The 21738-nt window shown below is 42.5% G+C and carries 19 protein-coding genes; 7 read left to right on the top strand and 12 right to left on the bottom strand.

The window, feature by feature from the left end; genetic code table 11:
• Window positions 1–108 precede the first annotated feature (108 nt).
• The 4 genes from PSV17_RS06520 to PSV17_RS06535 all read right to left on the bottom strand — a co-directional run bounded on the left by PSV17_RS06520 (window position 109) and on the right by PSV17_RS06535 (window position 6060).
• On the bottom strand, window positions 109–423 hold the full coding sequence (locus tag PSV17_RS06520) for a c-type cytochrome (protein ID WP_300480843.1): 315 nt from the start codon (window positions 421–423) through the stop codon (window positions 109–111).
• Between the two features lie 215 nt (window positions 424–638).
• Complete coding sequence (locus PSV17_RS06525) at window positions 639–1583, bottom strand: D-hexose-6-phosphate mutarotase (protein WP_300480845.1); 945 nt, start codon at window positions 1581–1583, stop codon at window positions 639–641.
• 60 nt (window positions 1584–1643) lie between these two features.
• Window positions 1644–3494, bottom strand: a complete 1851-nt coding sequence (gene ilvD, locus PSV17_RS06530) for a dihydroxy-acid dehydratase (RefSeq protein ID WP_300480847.1) — start codon at window positions 3492–3494, stop codon at window positions 1644–1646.
• Window positions 3495–3576: 82 nt separating this feature from the next.
• On the bottom strand, window positions 3577–6060 hold the full coding sequence (locus PSV17_RS06535; protein ID WP_300480849.1) for an EAL domain-containing protein: 2484 nt from the start codon (window positions 6058–6060) through the stop codon (window positions 3577–3579).
• Between the two features lie 265 nt (window positions 6061–6325).
• On the opposite strand from PSV17_RS06535, the gene lgt reads away from it, so the two are divergent.
• Window positions 6326–7111: a prolipoprotein diacylglyceryl transferase gene (lgt, locus tag PSV17_RS06540; protein WP_300480851.1), complete on the top strand. Its 786-nt coding sequence runs from the start codon at window positions 6326–6328 to the stop codon at window positions 7109–7111.
• Between the two features lie 222 nt (window positions 7112–7333).
• On the top strand, window positions 7334–7534 hold the full coding sequence (locus tag PSV17_RS06545) for a hypothetical protein (protein ID WP_300480854.1): 201 nt from the start codon (window positions 7334–7336) through the stop codon (window positions 7532–7534).
• Window positions 7535–7564: 30 nt separating this feature from the next.
• On the opposite strand, the gene PSV17_RS06550 is transcribed toward PSV17_RS06545, so the two are convergent.
• The 3 genes from PSV17_RS06550 to PSV17_RS06560 are packed head-to-tail and all read right to left on the bottom strand — an operon-like array spanning window position 7565 to window position 10084.
• Window positions 7565–7846 carry a TIGR03643 family protein gene (locus PSV17_RS06550; protein ID WP_300480856.1) on the bottom strand — a complete coding sequence of 94 codons (282 nt, stop codon included), beginning with the start codon at window positions 7844–7846 and terminating at the stop codon, window positions 7565–7567.
• Window positions 7819–8013, bottom strand: coding sequence for a YbdD/YjiX family protein (locus PSV17_RS06555; protein ID WP_300480858.1), 195 nt, complete (start codon window positions 8011–8013; stop codon window positions 7819–7821). The genes PSV17_RS06550 and PSV17_RS06555 overlap by 28 nt, the downstream gene beginning before the upstream one ends.
• Before the next feature lies 1 nt (window position 8014).
• Window positions 8015–10084 carry a carbon starvation CstA family protein gene (locus tag PSV17_RS06560; RefSeq protein ID WP_300480860.1) on the bottom strand — a complete coding sequence of 690 codons (2070 nt, stop codon included), beginning with the start codon at window positions 10082–10084 and terminating at the stop codon, window positions 8015–8017.
• Window positions 10085–10252: 168 nt separating this feature from the next.
• Between PSV17_RS06560 and PSV17_RS06565 the strand changes: the two genes are divergently transcribed.
• Window positions 10253–12091 carry an ABC transporter transmembrane domain-containing protein gene (locus PSV17_RS06565; RefSeq protein WP_300480862.1) on the top strand — a complete coding sequence of 613 codons (1839 nt, stop codon included), beginning with the start codon at window positions 10253–10255 and terminating at the stop codon, window positions 12089–12091.
• A gap of 35 nt (window positions 12092–12126) precedes the next feature.
• Here the strand turns inward: PSV17_RS06565 and PSV17_RS06570 are convergent, their stop codons facing one another.
• Genes PSV17_RS06570 through PSV17_RS06585 form a run of 4 tightly spaced genes read right to left on the bottom strand, consistent with a single transcriptional unit; the run spans window position 12127 to window position 16958 of the window.
• Complete coding sequence (locus PSV17_RS06570; protein ID WP_300480865.1) at window positions 12127–13374, bottom strand: DUF4010 domain-containing protein; 1248 nt, start codon at window positions 13372–13374, stop codon at window positions 12127–12129.
• Between the two features lie 10 nt (window positions 13375–13384).
• A complete protein-coding gene (radC, locus tag PSV17_RS06575; RefSeq protein WP_300480867.1) occupies window positions 13385–14059 on the bottom strand; it encodes a DNA repair protein RadC in 675 nt (224 codons plus the stop codon).
• Window positions 14060–14072: 13 nt separating this feature from the next.
• On the bottom strand, window positions 14073–14837 hold the full coding sequence (locus PSV17_RS06580) for a hypothetical protein (RefSeq protein WP_300480869.1): 765 nt from the start codon (window positions 14835–14837) through the stop codon (window positions 14073–14075).
• Window positions 14838–16958, bottom strand: a complete 2121-nt coding sequence (locus PSV17_RS06585) for a PEP/pyruvate-binding domain-containing protein (protein ID WP_300480870.1) — start codon at window positions 16956–16958, stop codon at window positions 14838–14840. It abuts the gene before it with no gap.
• 14 nt (window positions 16959–16972) lie between these two features.
• On the opposite strand from PSV17_RS06585, the gene coaBC reads away from it, so the two are divergent.
• Window positions 16973–18178, top strand: coding sequence for a bifunctional phosphopantothenoylcysteine decarboxylase/phosphopantothenate--cysteine ligase CoaBC (gene coaBC, locus PSV17_RS06590; RefSeq protein WP_300480872.1), 1206 nt, complete (start codon window positions 16973–16975; stop codon window positions 18176–18178).
• A 105-nt stretch (window positions 18179–18283) separates the two neighbouring features.
• Here coaBC and PSV17_RS06595 read toward each other — a convergent pair whose 3' ends face one another.
• Window positions 18284–20560 carry a TonB-dependent receptor gene (locus PSV17_RS06595; protein WP_300480874.1) on the bottom strand — a complete coding sequence of 759 codons (2277 nt, stop codon included), beginning with the start codon at window positions 20558–20560 and terminating at the stop codon, window positions 18284–18286.
• A 133-nt stretch (window positions 20561–20693) separates the two neighbouring features.
• On the opposite strand from PSV17_RS06595, the gene dut reads away from it, so the two are divergent.
• The 3 genes from dut (at window position 20694) to rpmG (ending at window position 21716) form a co-directional block, all read left to right on the top strand.
• On the top strand, window positions 20694–21146 hold the full coding sequence (dut, locus tag PSV17_RS06600) for a dUTP diphosphatase (RefSeq protein WP_300480875.1): 453 nt from the start codon (window positions 20694–20696) through the stop codon (window positions 21144–21146).
• A 165-nt stretch (window positions 21147–21311) separates the two neighbouring features.
• Window positions 21312–21548, top strand: coding sequence for a 50S ribosomal protein L28 (gene rpmB, locus PSV17_RS06605; protein WP_013147070.1), 237 nt, complete (start codon window positions 21312–21314; stop codon window positions 21546–21548).
• Window positions 21549–21560: 12 nt separating this feature from the next.
• Complete coding sequence (gene rpmG / locus PSV17_RS06610) at window positions 21561–21716, top strand: 50S ribosomal protein L33 (RefSeq protein WP_013147069.1); 156 nt, start codon at window positions 21561–21563, stop codon at window positions 21714–21716.
• Window positions 21717–21738: the final 22 nt, after the last annotated feature.

Here is a 21738-nt window from a genome sequence, read left to right on the forward strand (position 1 = left end):
CATTAATAAAAAAAGTCACACATACAAAAAAGCCAGCTTTTTGAGCTGGCCTTTCATTTACTAATTACTTACTGAGCTAATAAATGTGATTAAACTATAGCTCGTAAATTATAGTGACAAGATCCATTTTACGATTGTTTTGATATCGTCGTCTTTAACTTGCGTATTTGCTGGCATTGGCATAGGACCCCAAACACCACTACCACCAGTTTTAACTTTAGCGATTAACTTAGCTTCAGCGGTTTTATCACCTTTGTATTTTGCTGCAACATCCTTATAGCCAGGGCCTAAAATTTTTGCATCTACGCTGTGGCAAGCTAAACAGCCACTTTTTTGTGCTAATGCTTTAGCATCTTCTGCGTTTGCTTGACCAGCAACTAACATTGAACCAGCCAAAGCGATTGTTAACATTAAAGCTTTCATGCTATCTCCTTGAATTTACACTTAATAATTAGTTTGCATTTTTTTGCAACGAGCCATGATACCTATAATTGTAATTTAAACAAGTGAGCTTTATCAATTAGTTAAAGAATACTTATTCCAATTAAATTTTTCATCAAACTTACAACGTCGTAAATGCTTTATATATCTTTAACGCACATGCTTACCCTGCGTTGACAGTTTTGAAGTCTTTTTTCTTACAGCGTTTCGATTGCATACTCGGCACTGATGACATGAGTACGACCAGGGTTAATCACCACCATATTATCCATCGCATTAGTGGTTTCTACACAGACCATTTTACGCCATTCATCTGGCGTGCCCATATCTGTCATTTGTGCAGATTTTTCAGCTCCGGGGCTCCACACCACAGTGGTATCACTTCCTGATTTTGAGATATGAATCAGGCGGTTGTATCCCTTATCATGCACAGTGCAGTCTGAGCTATGGTTGATAAATACACGGTCAAACTCACCGTCAAAAGTAAGAGGATTATGCTCCACATGACGTTCATATTTAAGCATTTTATCTGAGTATAAGCAGTCTTGCAGACCTGTAATCTTCACATTGGCAATGTCGCTAATATTTAAATAGGTGTGAAATGCCTCACTAATGACAAATGGATGATCCGCTTTATTAGTCGTAGCTAAATCAACGCGTAACCGTCGCCCAACTGTAATGGTAGCGACAAGTGTGTATGGATATGAAAGCTGACGCTGCGCTTCTGGCGTATCGGCCATTTCCAGCATAATACGCGTAGCGCCCGTTGGGGTTGCATCAACATCAATTACACGCCAAGGGATAACGCGTGCGAAGCCATGCGGACAAAAAGTGCTGTCTGTGGGATGCGCCCCAAACCAAGGCCAGCAGATAGGCACGCCGCCGCGTATTGAGCGACTTTTTACATATCTTGCGTTGCTAGAAAGCCATAATACTGGCTCAGCTAAAAATTTAGGTTGCCAAGCCATGACATGCGCACCTTGTAAAGCAACTTTAGCCGTACAGAGCGGATTATCTACCTCAAGATATTGCAAGCCATTTTCATCTTGCGTTTGCGTCACATGGGCGTGAAGCTTTAAACGCTTTTTCGTTTGAGGTATGCTTAACTCTAATGGGCTAGCTTCTAGTGTTTCTGAATTCATTTTATCCATTACTCTTCGATTACACGGATTAATTATTAGGCTCTATAAATTGATTATAGTTTACTTTTCAATTTGGCTAACGTCACGCACAGCGCCGCGAGCCGCGCTGGTGGTCATGGCTGCATAAGCACGCAAGGCAGGAGAAACAGCACGTACGCGGTCAACTGGTTTCCATGCATCTTTGCCTTTAGCTACCATTTTGGCGCGGCGATGCGACATCTCTTCGTCACTCACGGCTAAATGAATCGTACGATTTGGAATGTCGATTTCAATCGTATCACCTTCTTCTACTAAACCAATCGCGCCACCTTCGGCAGCTTCTGGTGATGCATGACCAATGCTAAGACCTGACGTACCGCCCGAAAAGCGGCCATCAGTCAGCAATGCACATACTTTGCCTAAATCTTTAGACTTCAAGTATGAAGTCGGATATAGCATTTCTTGCATGCCAGGACCACCACGTGGGCCTTCATAGCGAATCACTACCACATCTCCTGCTACGATCTTATCGGCAAGAATCGCTTCAACTGTAGCGTCTTGGCTTTCAAAAATACGTGCGCGACCAGTAAACTTAAGAATACTATCGTCCACACCTGCTGTTTTAACAATACAGCCGTCTAAAGCAATATTACCGTACAGCACAGCCAAACCACCATCTTGTGAATAAGCGTGTGCTTTATCACGAATACAGCCTTCTGCACGGTCATCATCCAAAGTTGGGAAAAGCATACTTTGACTAAATGCAATCGTAGTAGAAATTCCACCTGGAGCAGCGCGGAAAAATTTCTTCACATCTTCATCTTGTGTGACTTTAATATCCCATTTATCTAAAGCATCACCCAAAGTAGCGCTATGCACGGTCGGCGTATCACGATGAATCACGCCAGCACGGTCTAGCTCACCCAGAATTCCCATTACACCCCCTGCATGGTGTACGTCTTCCATGTGATATTTTTGTGTAGCGGGCGCCACTTTACATACGCAAGGCACTTTGCGCGAAATATGGTCAATGTCACTCATAGTAAAATCAACTTCAGCTTCATGTGCAGCAGCTAACAAGTGCAATACGGTATTGGTTGAACCACCCATAGCTACATCTAAACTCATAGCATTTTCAAACGCTTTGATATTGGCAATGCTACGTGGCAACACAGAATAATCATCTTGTTCATAATGGCGTTTTGCCAATTCAACAATCAAGCGACCTGCTTTTAAGAATAACTCTTTACGTGCACCATGTGTAGCAAGTGCAGAACCATTACCTGGTAGACTTAAACCAAGCGCCTCTGTTAAGCAGTTCATAGAGTTTGCGGTAAACATACCAGAACATGAACCGCAAGTTGGACAAGCTGAGCGCTCAATCGCTGCAGATTTTTCATCGCTGACTTTGCTATCAGCCGCGGCTACCATGGCATCAACCAAGTCTAACTTCAATATTTCGCCCTGCCAGTTAACTTTACCAGCCTCCATTGGGCCGCCTGAAACAAATACCACTGGGATATTCAAACGTAGCGCCGCCATTAACATGCCGGGCGTGATTTTGTCGCAATTTGAAATACACACAAGCGCATCCGCACAGTGCGCATTCACCATATATTCTACTGAGTCAGCAATCAAATCACGACTTGGTAGGCTATACAACATACCGCCATGCCCCATAGCAATACCGTCATCCACTGCAATGGTGTTGAACTCTTTTGCCACGCCACCTGCGCGCTCAATTTCACGAGCTACTAATTGACCTAGGTCTTTTAAATGCACATGACCCGGCACAAACTGTGTAAATGAATTACAAACTGCAATAATAGGCTTATCAAAATCGCCATCTTTCATGCCAGTAGCACGCCACAAAGCGCGTGCACCTGCCATGTTGCGGCCGTGAGTAGTGGTTCGAGAGCGATAAACTGGCATAGATATAATCCGTAAAATAATGAGTACTATATATAAAGCGTAATTTTAGACCAGATGGGGAAACAAGAGCGGATAAATATGTTTATTTTTTTAGCATTAACATCAAATTTTCTAACCCTACTGATTTACTAAACAAAAATCCCTGTGCATATTGACAACCATAGCTTTGTAATAGGCTTGCCTGCGCTTCAGTTTCAACGCCTTCTGCAACCAATTCTTTACCCAAACTTTGCACCATGGCGACAATGGCTTTTACCAATAATGCATGGTTATGATTAGTCGTCATTTCATTAATAAAAGAACGGTCGATTTTGACTTGATGAATTGGAAATTTATTTAAATAGGCCAATGCTGAATAGCCTGTACCAAAGTCATCTATAGAAATTCTGAAACCCATTTCATCAAAAGCGTCTAATACTCGATGCACTTCGTAAGCATCCTGCAAGAGCAAGCCCTCGGTGATTTCAAACTTTATCCAAGCAGGCTTGCATTTTGTTTCATCAAGCAGCGATTTGATTCGTTGCAAAAAATTAATCTCAATAAACTGCCTAGATGAAAGATTAATAGAAACTGAGACAACTTCCGCACTTGCCTCGTTAATGATTTTGGCAGCAATAAACCCTTGCTTGATGATCCAATACCCAATCTCTACAATAATGCCCGACTGTTCAGCTACCTGAATAAAAGATGTGGGAGAAACTTGACCTAAAGTAGCACTCTTCCAGCGGCACAAAATTTCAACCCCAATCAAGCGCTTGGTCTGCATATCGACAATAGGCTGAAACTCCGGATATAGCTCGTGGTTAATCATCGCATAACGCAAAGCTGTTTCAATTGCCAATCGATACCTCATACCCTGGGTTAAAGCTGGCGAGTAGAGTTGGCAATTGTTCCCGCCCTTTTGTTTAGCTGAGTACATGGCTGAATCAGCGTATTTAATCAAATCATCGACGTCATGACTGTCTTTAGGGTAACAGGCAACACCGATACTTGCAGAGACAAAATAACCAGCCCCTGCAATATAATATGGCTGAAAAACCTGCTCCAATAAAATCGTAGATTTAGCGATCAAATCTTCATCAAACTCATAACCATGAATCAGTATGGCAAACTCATCACCCCCCATGCGGGCAAAGAAATAACTTTCGCCAGTATTTTGTTTAATTCGATTAGCCACATCAATTAACAATTGATCACCTACGTCATGCCCCATGGTGTCATTAATCGTTTTAAAGTGATCTAGATCCATGATGAAAACAGCAAATGCTGCCTGATTCTGCTCGGCGCGCTCAATGGCTTTGTTTAATGCTTGATTAAAAAATCTGCGGTTAGGTAAACCAGTCAGCACATCGTGAAAAGCCAAATGCTCAATTGTCTGCCTATACTCGGCATTCTCTGTAATGTCTGTCGCGATAGTTAACACACCCGTCACGTTTCGGTTCTCGTCGTACTCTGGAATTAATTTCACTTGATTGACAGAAAATGATTCACCGTACTTAGTGTGTATTTCAAACGACTGTTTCTTCTCTGTTTGTATCACTGCTTCTAATCGCCGAGTAAACTCTTTAGCCGTCAGATTAAGAATATATGGACTCCACGCCTCTTCCGGTGTTTTTAAAAGATAACTATCACCTAAAACTCCATGTAGCCCTTCGCAATGCGTACTCACAAAAATACGCTTACACTTCAAGTCATATCGCACAATGGTAATCGGCAGGTTCTTTACCAAGGTCATGTAATCTTGCTGACGTTTGGTCACTTGCGCCTGTAGGTATTGTTCTTTGCTAATGTCTCGCGCAAAACCAACCGTGCCAATAACCTCGTCATTTATAACTACGCAAGACTTAAAGGTTTCAGCCCAGTGTATTTCACCATTATTTTTTACAATGGGCTCCACGAGTGTTTTACTAACACCTGTTTGCATAACATCTCGATCGTCCGCTATATAGCTAGCAGCCGCCTCTACTGAAAAATAGTCATAATCCGTTCTACCCTCAAGATCATGTACAGAAATCTGCTGAGCAACCTTAGCAAAAGCATTATTACAAGCGAGAAAACGGCTATTTTTATCTTTCATCCACACCATAAATGGAAAAGTATCCAATAAAGCACGTAAATAATACTCACGCCGTCTGATTTCCTGACCTTCAATTTGCTCATAAAAACTGTGATCTCGACCGATGGCAATAACACCTAAAACCTGATCTTGCATATCAATAATAGGAGATATATGTATTAAATCATTGACATGATATTGAGCGCTTGCGCCTTCGCACTCAAAGAAAAAAGACGTGCTGGTGCGGGTATCCATTGCACGTATCATTTGCGCACTCATTTTTTGGCAGATGCCATTCCATGCAGCTTCAGCATCGGTGTTAGCATACGTATCACATAACTCCACAAGGGTGGGGTTCCGATATACTAATTTGCCGTGGGGGTCGAGAATACAAACGTTGTCTTGCGCGAATAAAAAAAGCTTTTCACACGCGCTTATATAAACATCTAAGCCTTTATCTACCTTTAGGGTAATCAACGCTGAGTTGATGTAATCATTTGATTCTGACATAGGTATCCCAGACAAAATTGCATCTAAACGGTTTAACTCAACTACACCGCCTTTGAAAGGCGGTAATTATTCATCATAATATTTGAACTATACGCCAAGTTTATGGGCTTTGAACATACCCACCATATCCATACTAAATAGTGATTATGTTTTAAATATCTACGAATAAGAGCTATATCATCATTACAATTTAATTACCTTTATTTAAGCCTATAAATATTAAAACTTAGGTAAAATTCAAGCTTTACTTAATAGCGCATCTCTCATGTTCGTTCACCCTAGTTTTGACCCGATAGCAATTCATCTTGGCAAGTTTGGTATTCACTGGTACGGCCTAATGTACTTAGTAGGATTTTTAGCATTTTTGGGCTTAGGTAAATGGCAAATTAGTCACAGAAAATGGCATGGTTGGACTATTGCCATGCTTGATGACGCTCTGTTTTTTGGCGCGCTAGGCGTGATTTTGGGTGGGCGCATAGGCTATGTATTGTTTTACCAGTTCAGTTACTTTACCCATCATCCAATAGAGATTTTTGCGGTGTGGCAGGGCGGCATGAGCTTTCATGGCGGGTTTTTAGGCGTTTTAGGCGCAATGTGGTTTTTTGCGCATAAATACCAAATCAAATGGCTAAATATTATGGATTTTGTAGCGCCACTTGTGCCGATTGGCTTAGGCGCTGGACGCATGGGCAACTTTATTAACGGCGAACTTTGGGGTCGTGTGACCAATGCACAATGGGGAATGGTTTTTCCAAAAGTGGATAATCTACTGCGTCATCCTTCGCAACTATATGAATTTGGTCTTGAAGGCATAGTACTGTTTTTGGCACTTTGGATTTATTCATCCAAGCCACGTGAAACTGGCGCGGTTTCAGCTTTATTCTTAATTGGCTACGGCAGTTTTAGATTTTTAGCAGAATATACTCGAGAACCTGATGCTTACTTAGGCCTTTTATCCATGGGCTTTAGTATGGGGCAATGGCTAAGCTTACCTATGATATTACTGGGCATCTGGATGTGGATTCAGGCACAAAATCAACGTTTTAATTAGCCCAATTAATCGCTTGGTTATTCATATGATGAAAATCTAAACCAAGCGATTAAAATCCAACAACATAATCTAGCATTTCATCTGCACCTTTAAGCTTCCGCACCTTACTTAATATTAATATTATTTATAAATCAATCACTTAATTTTCCTCATTTCATGCCGTAAAGATGGTATGCACTTTGCATATTGAATAATGTGCATGACCATTTGAGGTGAATGAAAATGAAAAACTTATTTGTAGGAATATTTAAAAAAGAATCTGGATTAAGTGAACTCAAGGCTGTATTTCAACCTTTATATATTAACCCACCTAACTTCTTGAATGCTGTGGATGACTCAGAGCATGAGTTTGAAAAAACTTCCATCTCTAACGAAACACAACAAGACGAGATGCAAATTGATAATATATATCTTAGTTGGTAGTATTTTTCTAACCTTTTGGTAAAAAACTACCTATGCAAACTTATTGTGCTGTTTTGACTGATGACGATTGACGTCTGAGGTTCGCAGCATTGCATGCTTAGTCTTTTGCCCATGGGTACGCTCACGCCATAGCTTGAAAGAACTCAGCTTTAAATGAGTGCGCATTACTTTAATCACACCATCTTGTTTTAAGCCAAATTGTGCTTCAATCGCCTCAAAGGCGGTTCTGTCTTCCCAAGCCATTTCTATGATGCGGGAAATATCACCCTCGCAAAAACTTGCACTTAACAGCAACGCTTGATGCCTTTCCATTTTTTATCTTGCCACTCTTTAAAAAAAGCTTCTCGGCTTAATGGCGCTTGGACTTCCGCTAATGAATCCGCATGATGTTCGGCAAAATGCTTTAAGTATTGCTCGTAAGCATCATCACCTGAAAGACGTCGTACCGTTCGCCAAAAAGCTTTTAATCTTTCTAACATCTTAATCTCTCACCCAATTCTCGACTAAACTACTTGGCTCTCGAGCCACTTCTGTGATTGGTAACACTGGCTTACCTGCTAAATATTTATAGGTGACATAGAGCATGTCAATAATCACCACCCATAGTACGACTACAAAAAACATCGTTAAATAGGCATCTAGCTGCTGGTTAAAGATGAGTTGTGGCGCTACTGCCGCCTTTTCTGCTGGTAGCACACCTGCTGCTAATTTAGTTGCCATATCATTTGCCGCAGCAAAAAAACCAACACGAATATCATCACTGAATATCTTTTGCCATGCAGCGCTACTGGTAATAATCACCAGCCAAACCAAAGGCAGGCCCGTAACCCAAGCATATCTAGACTTGCCAGACTTAACCAAAATACCTGTTGCTACGCATAGGGCAATGGCAGCTAGCATTTGGTTCGCTATACCGAACAATGGCCATAAAATATTCACGCCGCCATTAGGGTCAATCACACCGATGTATAAGAAATAACCCCAGCCAGCAACCACTAGCGCACTGGTGAAAATAACAGACGGCATCCAAGAGGTGCGACCCATTTTTGGCCAAATATTACCCAGCATATCTTGCAACATAAAGCGACCTACGCGCGTACCAGCATCTAGCGTAGTAAGAATAAAAATCGCCTCAAACATAATGGCAAAGTGGTACCACAGCGCCAACATACTTTTACCAAAAGCATTACCAAAAATGCTCGCCATGCCCACCGCTAAACTTGGTGCGCCGCCTGTGCGGGCAAACAAACTACTTTCGCCCATGTCTTTAGCGAGTTGATTCATTTGCTCTACACTCACCGCAAAACCCCAGCTATTAATTTTGGCAATCGCGTCAATCGCCTCTTTCCCCACCACGCCCGCTGGACTATTAATGGCAAAAAATACGCCAGGTTCTAGCACTGTGGCGGCTATCATCGCCATAATGGCCACAAAGCTTTCTAGCAGCATAGCGCCATAACCTATCATGCGAATATCACGTTCATTGGCTAAAAGCTTAGGCGTAGTACCCGATGAAATGAGCGCATGAAAGCCTGAAATAGCGCCACAGGCGATGGTAATAAATACAAAGGGGAACAGCTTGCCACCGAATATTGGCCCACTTCCGTCGGTGAACTGCGTCATCGCAGGCATATGAATATGTGGCTGCAAAATGATAATAGCAACGGCGAGCAAAGTGACTGTACCCAACTTCACAAAAGTTGATAAATAGTCGCGTGGCGCAAGTAGCAACCATACAGGCATCACCGCTGCTGCAAAACCATAAGCAATAATCACCCAAGCAAGCGTTAAGCCTTCATGGTCAAATAAGCCACGTAATGATTCGTTGTGGTCAATCCAGCCGCCGCCAGCAACGGCTAGCAATAATAATACTACACCGAGAGTCGAAGCTTCTAACACACGCCCTGGGCGAAAATTACGCATGTAAAACCCAACAATCATGGCGATAGGAATAGTTGCCGCTACAGTTGAAGTTGCCCACGGGCTATGCTTCATTGCGTTAACCACAACTAAACCTAACACTGCAATCAGAATAATCATGATTAAAAATGTACCAATCAACGCTGCCGCACCGCCAATGGGGCCAATTTCATCACGCGCCATTTGCCCTAAACTGCGAGCATTACGTCGCGTTGAGAAAAACAAAGTCACCATATCTTGCACAGCGCCGCCTAATACCGCGCCAATTAAAATCCATAGCGTGCCGGGTAAATAGCCAAATTGTGCTGCTAAAGTAGGCCCTACCAAAGGCCCCGGCCCTGCAATGGCGGCAAAATGGTGACCAAACACCACCCATTTATTGGTTGGTATAAAATCACGTCCATTGTCCAGTCTCTCAGCAGGTGTGGCGCGCGTTTCATCCACGGTTAATACTATCGCCGCAATCCAAGCCGCATAAAAACGATACGCAATGGCATAAATACACAGTGCCGCCGTAATAAACCACATGGCACTAATGCTTTCACCCCGATTAAGCGCAATAGCACCCACTGCAGAAACGCCTAAAACAAGCACTGCAATCCAGATAATTATTTTGAAATTTTTATGCATGATGACTATTTGAAATAATTAGATTCGCCAAGTATAAATCAGACCTGCGACCACGCTAAAAACTTTATTGGAAACTTTAGTATTTGTGAACTTGAGTCGCAATGAACCTAAACGATTTTCAGTTGCCAGTTATACTGTCATTAATACAACTATACTGAACCGATTAGCATGCAGGCTCCTAAGAAAAATAAGACCTATACTACAGATACTGATTTACCACTCAACGCAAAATCACCAGCTAAAAAACTATCGTCACTAGCTAATCTTTGGCCATTTTTACACCCTTATCGTTCGCGCGTATTTCTGGCATTTATATTACTGTGTTTAGGCTCTGCCACGCTGCTATTGGTGCCGCTAGCCTTTAGAGACTTAATCGACTTTGGCTTTGTCACGAAGGCAACTTCAGCAACTGTTCATCAAGGTTTGATTGGTTCATTAAGCTTAAATGGTCACTTTTTAGTGATGTTCGCGCTGGCGGTATTTTGGGCGTTGATGATTGCATCGCGCTATTACACGGTTTCTTGGGTGGGTGAACGTGCGACCGCTGATTTACGTAGCGCCGTGTATGCACGAGTCATGACGCAATCACCACAGTTCTTTGAAACCACCCAAACTGGTGAAGTCCTATCTCGCCTGACAGGCGACACCACCTTAATTCAAACCGTGGTGGGCAGTTCAATTTCTATGGGTTTGCGCAGTTTGTTTCAATTTATTGGTGGCATGGTCATGTTGGCTGTGACTAATTTTTACTTATTTTCACTCAATATCGGTCTGATGTTATTGCTGATATTGCCTATTATTATCATTGGTCGTTCAGTTAAAAAGCTCTCGCGCGAATCTCAAGACCGCATTGCCGATAGCTCCGCTATGGCAGGTGAAATACTTAACGCCATGCCTACAGTGCAATCCTATACGCAAGAGCAACGCGAGATTGCACGCTTCAGCAAAAGTGCCGACCTGAGTTTTACCACCGCGTTAAAAAGAGTCCGTGTGCGCGCCATGTTAACCATGCTGATGGTCACCGCCGTATTGGGTACGATTATTTTTGTGCTATGGATAGGCGCACGGCAAGTCAGTGCTGGCACCATGACTGGTGGTGAGCTTGCTAGCTTTGTGCTTTACGCCATGATGGTTGCTGGTGCAGTAGGCACAATGGCAGAAGTTTGGGGCGATGTAATGCGCGCCGCAGGCGCAACCGAGCGCTTGCTTGAACTTTTGCATGCAGAAGTTTCAATTAAAGAGCCTGCAAATGCACAAAGTCTTATTAACCCAACTCATGCCGCAATTGAGTTCAAAAATGTGGTGTTTTACTACCCTTCGCGCCCACAAATTGCCGCTTTAGATAACGTTTCATTAAGCATTGCCGCTGGCGAAACCATTGCATTGGTTGGCCCCTCTGGTGCTGGTAAAACCACTTTATTTCAATGTTTACTTAGGTTTTATGAAACAAACGCTGGTCAAATCAGCATCAACGGACAAAATATTGATACGCTTAGTTTAAATAGTTTACGCAATAATATCGCCATCGTGCCGCAAGACGCAGTGATTTTCTCAGCTAACGCGTTGGAAAATATTCGTTACGGCAAACCTGATGCGAGTGATGATGAAGTGATTGCTGCCGCCAAAGCCGCCCAAGTAGACGAATTTGTGCATAAATTACCTGATGGCTACCAAACCTTTTTAGGTGAACGTGGCACCCGATTATCTGGTGGACAACGCCAACGTATCGCCATCGCTCGCGCCATACTTAAAGATGCGCCGATATTACTATTAGATGAGGCCACTAGCGCATTGGACGCAGAATCAGAAATACTTGTACAGCAAGGCTTAAATGCTGCAATGCAAGGGCGAACCACATTGATGATTGCACATCGATTAAGTACTGTGCAAAAAGCCAACCGAATTATCGTACTGGAAAATGGGCGTATTGTAGAAATTGGCAGTCCAGCTCAACTGCGCGAGCAAGGTGGGCTATATGCAAGACTTGCTGCGCTTCAGCTTGCCTAAGCTGCTGTTTACTAAGCCAAGCGTTTGCTAAAACCCTAGAACAGCCACCAACCAAGCCATGTTGCCGTCACTTGTATGACCAACCCAGGAACCACTTGAAGTGCAAAGGCTTTGCCACCACTTGCCAAGGCTGCAACCACTTTAGAGATGATATTAACTGAAAAAGCCACAAGAATCGGAATGACGGCATTAGCTGCAATGATGTTCCCCGCAGCGGCTAACGAAGCCACAGAAATTGTTGAAGCATGTACGTCAGCTAACCCTGCCACTGCCGAGGCGACCACAAGACCAGCTTGACCAAACCAAGCTTTCAACGCAGCTGAAACAATCAATACAATAGCAATGACCGTAGCCAAGATAAGCGCAGTTTTTACGCTAAAGGATCGAGTTGGCTTGGTCATTTCTGCACCAGGGTGATGAAATGATCTTAGCGTAACTACCAAGCCATAAATCGCTATGGAAACCCCGGCAAAAATCAATGGTGCGGCTAAGGCTTGCAATGTGGGTCTATGAATAGCAGCGAGCAATACAGTAAGTTGCAACACTGTTGAGAGACTAGACAGCAAAGCACCTGCTACAGCAGAACCCATTAAAGTTGGCATTTCTTTAGCACGTTCCCCCATTGCACCGATGGTAGCTATACTAGAAATAAAACCAGAAACCAAACCAACAATTGGCAAGCCAATACGCCCACCAAGCAAACGTAAAGCTAAGTGGCCCACTGCGCTGATAAACATGACTAATATGACAATTAGCCATAGGTTTCTTGGATTTATCGCATTAAATGGCCCTATAAATTCATTCGGCACCAGTGGCAATACAATCAGCGTAGCTGCCGCTAGTATCAAAAAGTCATTTAACTCATCTTTAGTCACGGCACCCCGTATAAAACCATGAATAGGCTCTTTTGCCGCTAACAATATAGCGGCTGTCACCGCAAGGCTGGCGGCTAAAGATGGGGCAGTAAGCGCTAAGCCACCCAGAATAACTGTAAAAATCAAGGTGATTTCTGTCGTTAATCCAGGGTGCTTATTGACTCTCAACGCATAAGAAATGGCAGCAAAAACAGTCACACTGAGTACTGCAACAACTAATAGCCAAAAATTGATAATTGTACTTACTGCGCCCAATAAAGAGGCAATCGTAAAAGTGCGTATGCCTGCTAATGACCTATCAGGATCCTCGCCCTTGCTGCGCTCACGTTCAGCACCCACTAAAAGCCCTATGCCTAAAGCAACAGCTAAGTTAAGCCATAAAAAATTATCTATTAATATATTTTGCATAAGTTTAAGTTTACAGCAACCCTCGCTCAACAAATGAAAGTGTAGTGTTGCCAGCCACTATAAAATGATCTAACACTCGCACATCCACTAGCGCTAAAGCTTCTTTTAACTGCTTAGTGATTAACTCATCGGCTTGGCTTTGCTGGGCAATGCCAGAAGGATGATTATGCGCAAAAATCACGCTGGCGGCATTATGGTGCAAGGCGCGTTTAACGACTTCTCTTGGGTACACACTGGTTTGCATGAGTGTGCCACTAAACATCTCTTCAGTCGTCACTACTCTATTTTGCGCATCTAAAAACAGCACCAAAAACACTTCGCGCGTTAGATTGCCTAATTTTAAACAAAGGTAATCGCGCACTTGCTTCGGTGAGTTGAGGATATCTTTTATTTGCATTTGCTCGTTTAACGCGCGGCGGCTCATTTCAAAAATAGCCTGCAACTGTACGAACTTACTGCTACCTATGCCGTGTACTTGAGTTAACTCACTCAGTTGTGCGGCAAAAATTCCGTTTAAGCTACCAAACTGCGTGAGCAAATCGCGCGCTAAATCTACCGCACTTTTACCAGTCACGCCAACGCGTAAAAAAATGGCAAGTAATTCAGCATCAGAAAGCGCTTCTACGCCAAGCTCTAATAGCTTTTCACGTGGACGCTCACTTGCAGGCCAGTCAGTTATTGCCATACTTGCTCCTTCATCATTTCAACCAGCCAATCTCACGCGCGGTTTTCTCACCAATTAATGTCCGCTTTAAACTTTTAGGAATTTCAGCTTTATTTTCACTAATAGGTACTCGCCCACCCATCAACTCAGCCAAGCTTTGCGGATAACGTGGTGACTTGTCGGGTTCTGCAAAACCATCTGGATAGATAGGCATAGAAGTCGCCAAATCATACTTATCAGTAGCATTAAGTGTGTGTAGTAACTCATGCGACAAAATCACTAAGTTCTGCTTGGCATAAGAGCTATCCCCAAATAAGTTTACGCGACCAATTCTGCCTTTATTAAGTGCGGTTGAATGACTTAAACGTGGGTTGGTAACAGGGTCGTAATACAACAAATACAGCCGAATCGCTGGTTTAACATTGACTTTAGGGCTATGGCGCCATGCGAAATATCTAAATTTTAAACTCCAAACAATCGTACTTAAAGCACTTCCATCGTTAGGCGGTGCTGGTGGAATATCCGTCACCTGCGCACCTAATTGCACTTCTATCGGGCGGCGTAAACCCAAATGATACGGTTCGGCTTCACTTGCAAAGTACTCTGCAACTGGCTCGAAATCATCACGCGTTAACGTGCGTAAGTAATCACTTACTTTGCTGCTGTTATCTACATTGACGGGATATACTGCAACATAGAAGTTATCTTTCCAAGATAAACTACTTTTCTCTAGCCAAGTTTGTTGCACTACCGTTGCCAAAATCAGCAGTAATATAATCACTCGAATCTTTTGTCCCATTTACAAATTACTTTCATGGTGATTATTTACGTATGGTCTCGCCTGAACTATCCAAAAAACATCTTGGCCGCTTTGAGTTTCAAGCACCCACTCAATATCTAACACCTCAGTTTGATTAAAAATTTCGGCAACATGCTGCGCTGCTTCACCCAATATTTTGGCACGTTTCTCTGTCAAAATAGCAGCACCTTTTGTGACGGGTCTCTCCATCATGCCACCTTTTGGATTAGCCACTAACATAGTCGACTCATCCGAGCGACTAATCACGCGAGTGCCATCGTTGCTAGTATCAAACAAAATCTGCTCGGCTATTTTTTGCCCTTCAACCACACGCATGCCCAAGCCCCATTTGGCATTAATGGCATAAGTAGTCGGTTGATGCCCCCAAATATCCGTGGTCAACAACACGCCTGCGGCTGCGGCATTGATGGCAGATTGTATTAACACCGCTGGGTAAACTTGCTCATGCGAAATACCAAAGTGCGTTCGTTCTTCAACTGCACGTAAATTCCAAACTGACGCCCATACCTGCTTAATTGCGGTTGCCAAGGCTTTCTTATCTTTTACGTTAGGCACCGTGTCATAAAGCCCTGCGCCGTTAAAACCTTTTAAGTCTTCAGCATTAGTAGAGCTACGCACAAACACGCCTCTGCTACCTAGCTGTTTTTGCCACTTTGTTTGAATTTTATTAAAAGTATTCATAGCGAGTGGAGCATTTGTAATAGCTAAACGAATGGCTTGTAAATTTGCTTTACGCCAGTTTGCATCTTGTTTGAATTTGGGATCGTTTAAAGTCTTATTTATTAATTGATCAATATGGTTATGCTTGATGTGCGCAAGGTAGTAACTAAAAGGGATGCCAAAGCCATCAGGAATATTCAAATTGGTATTAGCACGCACCATTTCACCTAAATTACTGATTTTAGCGCCGTATTTATTGGCATCTTCTGCGCTGATTTTACTTAGAGGTAACAGGGCTGTCGTCGCTAAATCTGCTGAGGGCATGGCAACGGCAGTTTTAGCCAACTTGTCATTCTTATGATGTGTAACCTCACCTTCCGTTGCCAGCCGCATGTGATAACCAGCTTCAGTCACTTCATAAACTACCTGCTTACCATCAAAACTCCTAAACTCATTAACAGCACTTTTGATAGTCGCGTTAGGAACGCCCCATGCACTTGCACGCAAATTCACATGAGATAAGGGAGTAGAAAACTGCGTGGTAATCACGCCAGCGACGGGAGAAATATCAGGATAACTACTCTGCAACAACACAATATCATCCTCATCAAACGTTAAGTTTTCAATTTGTGTTGTTGGTGGCACAATCACCAAGCGGCCAATCGCACTGCCAGTGTTAAATGCCTGATAGGGTAACGATTGATAAATTTGATTGTTATTAATGGTTTGAATGTGAAACGCTTTTAACTGGCTGGCTATGCGCTCTTGCTCAGATGAATCTGGTCTAAATACCAGTGGCGCAACTGTAAATGTTTGCTGCAAACGTTTATAAACCAGCTGAATGTCCTGCGCTTGAATAGTATCGCCTTCCCAGAAAGAAAAAGTCCATAAATCACGGGGAGTCGTATTCGTATCTTGTTTATATAAGTCTAAATTAGAATAGTGGGTTAAATACCCCAAAATAAACTGTGGTTTTTTCGTGCTGTAATTACGGTTATAGGCTTTCATATTTGCCGCCGTACGCGGGATCTTTTGCAAGTAATCCACCACAAAATCGGCATGCAGCATAAACACATTGCTATCTACAAAGTAAATTTTGTTGGTTCTCAGGTTAATCACAAACTTACTAAACTCAGCATCTCGAAGCGGTTTACTCAACCGCTTCCAAGTTGCCATATCTCGCACTTCAGATTGCCACACTCGACCCGTGAGCGATTCATCTGGCAGCTTTTTGATTGGGCAATCTCTGCAAGTAAAATCCGCTGCCGGCCCTGGCACAGCATTTGACTTAATGCCGTTAGCTTTATCCCTTTGCTCTGCACCCACACCTCGCGCTTGAGCAGAATCAATGCCAACAAGCATACTTGCACATAGCACAAGCACCCATGTTAAACTTGAAGCTAACTCTTGAATCGTTAGCAATTTTATTGTTTTTAGCATAAGCAAAATCTACCATGACATCGCAGATAAATAAACGAAAAATTTCAACAAAGCTTGTACTCGGCATTACTGGTGGCATCGCGGCATACAAAGCGGCTGAGCTTGTGCGTTTGCTAGTGAAAGCTAATTACGACGTACAAGTCGTGATGACTGCTGCTGCTTGCCAGTTTATTACTCCAGTGACTATGCAAGCGTTGTCTGGCAAACCTGTATTTATTGACATGTGGGATAGCAGCATTAGTAACGGTATGCCACATATAGAGTTAAGTCGCGGTGCAGATGCAATTTTAGTCGCACCTGCCAGCGCAGACTTTATGGCTAAATTAGTGCATGGTCGTGCGGATGACTTACTTTCTACGCTATGTTTGGCAAGAGATTGCCCATTACTAGTCGCACCAGCGATGAATAAACAAATGTGGGAAAACCCGGCCACGCAACGTAATGTTAATCAGTTGACTGCCGATGGCATTAGCATATTCGGACCAGATAGCGGCGAGCAAGCCTGTGGCGAAGTAGGCTTAGGCAGAATGTTAGAAGCAGGCGCCCTACTAGCGTTAGTAAATGCTCACTTTACCCCTAAATTATTAGCTGGCAAACGAGTGCTAATTACCGCTGGCGCCACACTAGAAATGATTGACCCTGTGCGCAGCATCACTAATCTAAGCTCAGGAAAAATGGGCTATGCAATCGCTCAAATTGCCGCAGATATGGGGGCTGAAGTCACTTTAATTAGCGGCGCAAGCGCGCTTATACCTCCCTTGAATATTAATACCATTTACGCAACAAGCGCTGAGAGTATGTATCAAGCTGTCATGACAGAAATCGCCAAACAAAATATATTCATTGCTGTCGCGGCCGTAGCAGACTACAGCCCAATGTTGCAACATAAGCAAAAAATTAAGAAAAGTGAGCAAACACTTACGTTAGAACTTAAAAAGAATAAAGACATTCTTGCAGACGTTGCCGGTTTGCCCAACCCGCCATTTTGTGTAGGTTTTTCCGCCGAAAGCGAAAATTTGCTTGAGTATGCAGAAGCTAAACGTAAAGCTAAAAAATTACCATTGATTGTGGCCAATTTAGCCGCAGATGCGATGGGCAGTGATGAAAATCAAATCACTCTACTCGATGATGAAGGTACATATCCCTTAGATCGCGCCTCTAAAATTGACGTCGCAAGGGAGATATTGCTACACATCACGAAGCTTATTGTACACCCTTAAGAAAGTAGACTTTTCAAATGGGTTAAAAAGAAGTTAGACAAAAATAGATATTTTCAGCAATAAAAAATCTCGTAATCTCGAGAAATTTTTATTGCTTACTTATGCCTAAAACTTGTAACTGGTATTGAACCCCAACAACCAAGTGCGTCCAGGTGCTGGCTCGTAATAACGACCATTCAAATCACCCACACGCACTGAACCTACATAATCTTTATCAAATAAATTATCAATGCGTACAAACTCGTTAAATTTCCATTTTTCTAGATTTTGCGTAAAGCCTCCACGAAAAGCAGCAACTGTATAACCGGCGGCATTGCCATATTCAGGCTTAAATGCTACATAAGTTTTACTGTTCACACGCGCTTCTATCGCTGTAGAAAAACCAATCGGTGCATACTTCCAAGACACTTCACCATATAAAGTTTGTTTAAATGTACCAGGAATATCAGCTCCAGATTTAATTACCTCTCCACCTGAGTTACCAGGTGTACCAGCCGCTGCTGCTGCGTTGATATTACAAGCAGTCTGTCCGCCACTGAATGGGCGACATGCTAGAAAATTCGATGAAAATGCGGCATCTAAATATGAATAGGCGAGATAAGTACCTAAACCGGTATCGAATTTACTATCGAACGACAATTCAAAACCTTTACGCTCACTACTTTTCACATTTTGATACACTGTGCGTCCAGCAGCTTGCTGTTGAACGACAATCTCATCATCTGTATCAATGCTGAAAACCGCAGCATTCATTAGAGTGTTGTCTCCCAAAAATGCCTTGATACCGGCTTCAAATTGACGACTTTTTGCTGGCTTCAAGTCAAGATTCAGTCCAGAACCTGTCACCTTGTAGCCCATTTCTACAAAAGTTGGGGTCTCAAAACTTTCACCTGCGTTAGCATAGAGGTTAATAGTATCTGTGACTTTAAATATAGCACCAAGTACAGGGGTTGTTTCACTAAAGCTAACTGAGCCACTATCATCTGGATTTGATCCATTGTAAGCAGTATTCACAATGAAATTGTCATTATTGCTAAAGCGCACTTTACTATGGCGCAAACCACCGCTAAATGTAAATCTATGACTTAAGTCGATCGAGCCTTGGATATATTGGTCAAAGTTTTTGGCTGTATTAGTTTCATCTCTACGCAAATTCCCTTTCACACCACATACAATTGCGTTTATAGCGTTACCACAATCAAGATTTGCCCCTAGTAATGAACCGAAAGCCTTATTAGATGTGAAATTTTCATAACCCTTACGATCGTCTATCATACGGTCATAATTCATGCCTGCAGTAACTGTGAATGGCCTTTCAACAATACTGCCATTGTGAGTCCATCGCAAATCGGCACCCCCAAAAGTACGGTCTATGGTAGCAACTCCACCACCTTGCAAATCATTACGCTGCGCACCTACGGCAATCGATTGATACTGTTCATTATCACGTTGTCCGTAATAAGCCATTAAACGAACTGTGTCATCAGCAGTAAACTTTTGCTCTAAAGTTGCTCCTATTTGCTCATGACTACGTGATACGCGCGTGTTAAACAGCTCTGAATTTGTACCTGCCTGTTTGCGATTAGCTTTAAGCTGAGCTGCATCAAGACCTTGCGGATCTTTATTATCTGGTTGGTCTAACGCCGTCGCCACAACAGTCAACTTGGTATCATTACCCAATTGAAAATTAAATTTTCCATGCAAAGTATCGCGACGTGTATCAGACTGATCGCGGAATCCATCAGAACTATACGTATTAGCATTGACTACAGCATCAAACCCTTCACCCCGTCCACTAATACCTAAGCTATAGCGCTGTGTATTATTGCTACCAAAAGTCATAGCTCCTGAAACTGTTGGATCTGCATCGCCATCTTTAGTGAAAATCTGAACAACACCGCCAGAAGAGTTGCCATATAACGATGAGAATGGTCCACGTAAATACTCCACACGTGAAGCAGTATCTAAGTTGAATGTACCAGTTTGACCTTGCCCATCAGGCATAGTCATTGGAATGCCATCTGCATATAAACGTACACCTCGTACGCCAAATGCAGAACGTGCACCGAAACCACGAATTTGGATAGCTAAATCTTGTGCTGGATTATTGCGATTATTAATAACAACGCCTGGTACACGACTTGAAGATTCGGACAAGTTAACTTTTAGTTGACCATCTTGAATTATTGCAGCATCAGTAGCATCAATTGACATTGGCAAATCAAAGCTATTTTGCTCAACGCGAGTACCAGTAACGACTATAGGCGCCATCGTTATGGCAACACTATCCTCATTAGCCTCAGCTAAAACCGTGGTTGATACACCGAAAAACCCTGCCAAAGCAAGTAAACTATTTATTCTATTGAAACAAAATATTTGCATTACTTATTCCCATATTAAGATTATGGTTAATAATAGTAGCTATAACGAAATTAAACCATAGTGATTTTAATGAATAATTAGTGTTTAATGCTTACCTAAACCAATCCACCAATTTAATATTGAAGAGACTTTTATGAAAATTATCGTCGACCTAAAAATTCTAGACGACCGTCTACATGAACAAATGCCAACTTACGCCACTGAAGGATCAGCAGGGTTAGACTTACGCGCATGCATTGATGCTCCGATTACGTTGCTACCAGGGGAAACTGTCCTCATACCTACTGGCATGGCGATTCATCTAGATAATATTTATCATGCCGCACTTATCTTGCCGCGCTCTGGGCTTGGTCATAAACATGGTATTGTTTTAGGTAACTTAGTTGGTTTGATTGACTCTGATTATCAAGGTCAACTCATGGTGTCATGCTGGAACAGAGGCAATACAGCATTTGAGCTAAATCCTATGGAACGCATTGCTCAATTGGTTATCGTTCCTGTTCTGCAAGCGGACTTTCATCTTGTAGATGATTTTGATACAAGCGAGCGTGGCGAAGGTGGATTTGGCAGTACAGGTAAGCATTAATTAGCCGCATACATGACTGAATTCCAACATAAATCATAACTAACGCTTACCGATGCGTTAAATCTTGAATATTATTGATTTTTTCTAATATTTCTCTTGAGAATAAGTTGGCTTTCATACTATAATTGCGGTCTTTCAAAAAAAGCAGAAGTTTGGAGATTAACCATGGCACGTGTATGTATGGTAACTGGCAAAAAGCCAATGGTGGGTAACAATGTTTCTCACGCTAATAACAGAACAAAACGTCGTTTTTTACCTAATTTGCAAAACCGCAAATTTTGGGTTGAGAGCGAAAATCGCTGGGTAAGCATGCGCATTACTAATAATGCGTTACGTACAATCGACAAAAACGGTATTGATGCCGTGCTTGCTGATATGCGTGCAGCTGGCCAGAAAATCTAAGGATAAAATATCATGCGCGAAAAAATCAAATTAGAGTCTAGTGCTGGTACAGGTCATTTTTATACCACTACTAAAAACAAACGTACCATGCCTGGCAAAATGGAAATCAAGAAATTTGATCCAGTAGTGCGCCAACACGTTATGTACAAAGAAACTAAACTTAAATAATATATTATTTAGTTTATTAAAA

The sequence above is a fragment of the Methylotenera sp. genome, from assembly GCF_029946165.1.
GTDB lineage: Bacteria > Pseudomonadota > Gammaproteobacteria > Burkholderiales > Methylophilaceae > Methylotenera.

Bases quoted from the DNA above. Each gene is read 5' to 3' on its own strand.
- PSV17_RS06520 (WP_300480843.1), bottom strand. From the start codon at position 423: ATGAAAGCTTTAATGTTAACAATCGCTTTGGCTGGTTCAATGTTAGTT.
- PSV17_RS06525 (WP_300480845.1), bottom strand. From the start codon at position 1,583: ATGAATTCAGAAACACTAGAAGCTAGCCCATTAGAGTTAAGCATACCT.
- ilvD (WP_300480847.1), bottom strand. From the start codon at position 3,494: ATGCCAGTTTATCGCTCTCGAACCACTACTCACGGCCGCAACATGGCA.
- PSV17_RS06535 (WP_300480849.1), bottom strand. From the start codon at position 6,060: ATGTCAGAATCAAATGATTACATCAACTCAGCGTTGATTACCCTAAAG.
- lgt (WP_300480851.1), top strand. From the start codon at position 6,326: ATGTTCGTTCACCCTAGTTTTGACCCGATAGCAATTCATCTTGGCAAG.
- PSV17_RS06545 (WP_300480854.1), top strand. From the start codon at position 7,334: ATGAAAAACTTATTTGTAGGAATATTTAAAAAAGAATCTGGATTAAGT.
- PSV17_RS06550 (WP_300480856.1), bottom strand. From the start codon at position 7,846: ATGGAAAGGCATCAAGCGTTGCTGTTAAGTGCAAGTTTTTGCGAGGGT.
- PSV17_RS06555 (WP_300480858.1), bottom strand. From the start codon at position 8,013: ATGTTAGAAAGATTAAAAGCTTTTTGGCGAACGGTACGACGTCTTTCA.
- PSV17_RS06560 (WP_300480860.1), bottom strand. From the start codon at position 10,084: ATGCATAAAAATTTCAAAATAATTATCTGGATTGCAGTGCTTGTTTTA.
- PSV17_RS06565 (WP_300480862.1), top strand. From the start codon at position 10,253: ATGCAGGCTCCTAAGAAAAATAAGACCTATACTACAGATACTGATTTA.
- PSV17_RS06570 (WP_300480865.1), bottom strand. From the start codon at position 13,374: ATGCAAAATATATTAATAGATAATTTTTTATGGCTTAACTTAGCTGTT.
- radC (WP_300480867.1), bottom strand. From the start codon at position 14,059: ATGGCAATAACTGACTGGCCTGCAAGTGAGCGTCCACGTGAAAAGCTA.
- PSV17_RS06580 (WP_300480869.1), bottom strand. From the start codon at position 14,837: ATGGGACAAAAGATTCGAGTGATTATATTACTGCTGATTTTGGCAACG.
- PSV17_RS06585 (WP_300480870.1), bottom strand. From the start codon at position 16,958: ATGCTAAAAACAATAAAATTGCTAACGATTCAAGAGTTAGCTTCAAGT.
- coaBC (WP_300480872.1), top strand. From the start codon at position 16,973: ATGACATCGCAGATAAATAAACGAAAAATTTCAACAAAGCTTGTACTC.
- PSV17_RS06595 (WP_300480874.1), bottom strand. From the start codon at position 20,560: ATGCAAATATTTTGTTTCAATAGAATAAATAGTTTACTTGCTTTGGCA.
- dut (WP_300480875.1), top strand. From the start codon at position 20,694: ATGAAAATTATCGTCGACCTAAAAATTCTAGACGACCGTCTACATGAA.
- rpmB (WP_013147070.1), top strand. From the start codon at position 21,312: ATGGCACGTGTATGTATGGTAACTGGCAAAAAGCCAATGGTGGGTAAC.
- rpmG (WP_013147069.1), top strand. From the start codon at position 21,561: ATGCGCGAAAAAATCAAATTAGAGTCTAGTGCTGGTACAGGTCATTTT.